General features: G+C 65.7%; 3 protein-coding genes and 1 pseudogene. 1 reads left to right on the top strand and 3 read right to left on the bottom strand.

The genetic code is table 11. The features are described from left to right. From ABZV38_RS40070 to ABZV38_RS40060, 3 genes and pseudogenes are all read right to left on the bottom strand, one after another. The coding region (locus ABZV38_RS40070; RefSeq protein ID WP_356333864.1) for an IS3 family transposase at nt 1–689 on the bottom strand (689 nt) is incomplete at its 3' end. After that, on the bottom strand, nt 686–976 hold the full coding sequence (locus tag ABZV38_RS40065) for a transposase (RefSeq protein WP_067343150.1): 291 nt from the start codon (nt 974–976) through the stop codon (nt 686–688). The genes ABZV38_RS40070 and ABZV38_RS40065, both read right to left, overlap by 4 nt. Before the next feature lie 306 nt (nt 977–1,282). Then, nucleotides 1,283–1,740: pseudogene (locus ABZV38_RS40060) on the bottom strand (GGDEF domain-containing protein); the annotation flags it as partial. A gap of 329 nt (nt 1,741–2,069) precedes the next feature. Between ABZV38_RS40060 and ABZV38_RS40055 the strand changes: the two are divergent. Next, nucleotides 2,070–2,540, top strand: a complete 471-nt coding sequence (locus ABZV38_RS40055; RefSeq protein ID WP_356333862.1) for a hypothetical protein — start codon at nt 2,070–2,072, stop codon at nt 2,538–2,540. The last annotated feature ends 67 nt before the right edge of the window (nt 2,541–2,607 follow it).

Below are 2,607 nucleotides of genomic sequence, written 5' to 3'. Positions count from 1 at the left end.
GCCATCGCATTGTCCCAGCAGACACCGGTGCGGCCGACCGACGCTCTCAGGCCCAACGAGCGAAGCTTGCAACGAAGTTCCCGAGACGTGTATTGACTGCCACGATCGGAATGAAATATGCAGTCTTCGGCGAGGTCGATGTTCCGGGCCGCCATATCGAGTGCATCCGATATGAGAGAGGCCTTCATGTGGTCAGCCATCGCCCAGCCGACCACAGCTTTGGTGTGGCAGTCGATGACGGTCGCGAGATAAAGGAACCCGGCCCAGGTGTGAACGTAGGTGATATCGCTGACCAGTTTGCGCCCGGGAGCGTCAGCGGTGAAGTCACGGGCCAGCAGGTCGGGCGTGGCCGGCGCCGCATCATCGGCGATCGTAGTCGCCCGCCAGGGCCGCGGCTGGCATGGCACCAGGCCGAGCTCGCGCATCAGCGCGCGGACCAGTTCCGCTCCGGCCTGCACGTTCAAGCGCTGAAGCGCGGCGTGGACACGCCGGTAGCCGTAGGTCTCCTGCGAGTCAGAGAAGACCTGGAGGACGACGGCCCTCAGTTCCGCACGGCGCTTCGCGGTGGCCGACAATGGCCTCGATCTCCAGTGGTAGAAGCCCGACGTGGATACTCCCGCCCAGGTGCACATCTGCTGCACGGGAAAGTTGTCGGCCTCGCCGTCGATGAACTCGTACTTCTCCGTCACCGGTATTCCTGGGCGAAGAAGGCCGCCGCTTTTCCCAGGAACTCGGTCTTCATACGGAGTTCCCGGTTCTCGCGTTCCAGCTCCCGCAGGCGGGCGCGTTCGCTGATGTTCAGGGGAGGCTCCTCCCCGGCGTGCTCTTGCCGGTACCGGCTGACCCAGGTGCCCAGCGTTCCCTCGTTCACTTGTATCTCCCGGGCGACCTCGGCAATCGGGCGGGACTCCACGACCACCATCTTGACCGCCTCGTCCCGAAATTCAGGACTGAACTTCCTACGCTTCTGTGCCACGTGCTCTCTCCGCCGTTCTGGACTTCGATCCTATGGGGACCGCTGTCCGAGAACTTCGGGGCGCCTCAGTGAAGGGTGTGATGGCAGAGACGGTCAGCGGTTCGCACGAGGCCGAAGAGGCCCGGTGGCGCGGCCTGACAGGCGCCGAGCCAGTGGTTCCCTGATCTGCGGTCGGCTCGCCGGCACGGAGGGTTCAGGCCTGGGTGGGGGCGATGGTGAAGCGTTCCGGACGAACCCGACGGAACTCCAGTTGTATCCCGTGCATAGCGCCGGTGGGGACGTAGCACCTGCCGAACGTCGGAGACATCAGGCCGCCACCCCAGAGCTGGAGTCGGCACCGGAGCCGCGGCGGCCGGCACGGCGGCCGGACCAGGTGGCGAAGAGCCTGCCGAGCCCGGCCCGGCGAACCCCGGCCCGGCCCTGCTTTGCCGCGTACATCGCTTCATCGGCCCGCCGAAGTAGCCCGGACAAGTCTTCGCCCGGGCGGTCGGCTGCGCGGACCCAGCCGAGCGACACCGTGGTGTGCACCGCAGGGTCAAGGCCGTCCGCGGGGCGGGCGAGCACCCCGTGCAGAACCGCGAGCAGGTCGGCGGCGGTGCCGTGGTCGTCGAGGACGACCACAGCGAACTCATCACCCCGAGCCGTCCAGCAACACCGTGCCGACCGACGTAGTGTGCCATCCGGTCAGCGGTCGCCTTCAACAGCGCATCGCCCGCGGCGTGGCCGTGGGTGTCGTTGATCTGCTTGAAGTGGTCGACGTCCGAAGCGCGCGGGTTCCCGGAATCCTGAACGTTGTTAAGCCGGAACCTGCATGCCAGCTGATGGCTGCGGCGGTCCCACGCGCGGGTTCCGGCTTAGCTGACGGGACATGGTGAGCGAAGCCCGGTTCTGCCAGGAGGAATGGGAAGACCACGGCTGATCTGAGAGACACATCCCGCCTGGGACTTCCGACTTCGACGACGGCGACGAACTCACCCGACGACTGGCATGACTGGCCGCTCTGTACGATCACCGAATACTGGGCACTGATCCGCCTGTCCTGTGCGGAGATCAGCAAGTGGTGCCCTGTCCGGATAGTTGAGGGAGCTGGCGAGTGTCCGCTTTGGACTTCTACGCTCACGTCGCCGTTTGCGGTGAGGTCCTGGGAGTTGGCCTCAATGCCGACCCGGAAACCTGGGAAGCCGCCCTGGGGGCGACATGCCTCGATGTTCCCGGCGGTGGCCTACTGCGGCGGGACTACGGGCTCGTGGAAATCAACTTCTCGCCGGACCAGCCAGGGCGGCAAGGGCAGATGTCGTGCTGCGGCTTCGGCGTGAAGATCCAACGACTGCTGTACGACCAGTCCCCGGACACCGTGCCGTCCCCGCTCTCGCGGAAATACGGGGAATTCGCACCCAGAGTCCCCTTCAAGGAACTGCAGACCGCCATCCTGGCCCTGGGCCACACGATCGAACTCGACAAGCACAACACGTCGAGTGACATGGACTGCTACCGCGTATCCGCGTCCGCCGCCCGCATCCACGTCGTCGCTGACCCTGACCCAATGCCACTTAGCTTGTGTTGATGTTGGGGCGGGGTGCCGCTACCGTTCTGGCGGTGAGTCAGGATGTGGGCGGGTCGCTGCCGGACTG

Origin of the sequence: Streptomyces sp. NPDC005181 (assembly GCF_040608395.1) — a bacterium.
In the GTDB taxonomy this organism is placed as follows: Bacteria; Actinomycetota; Actinomycetes; order Streptomycetales; family Streptomycetaceae; genus Streptomyces.
The sequence above is the reverse complement of the archived record's forward strand: the minus strand, read 5'-3'. Positions and strand labels throughout refer to the sequence as shown.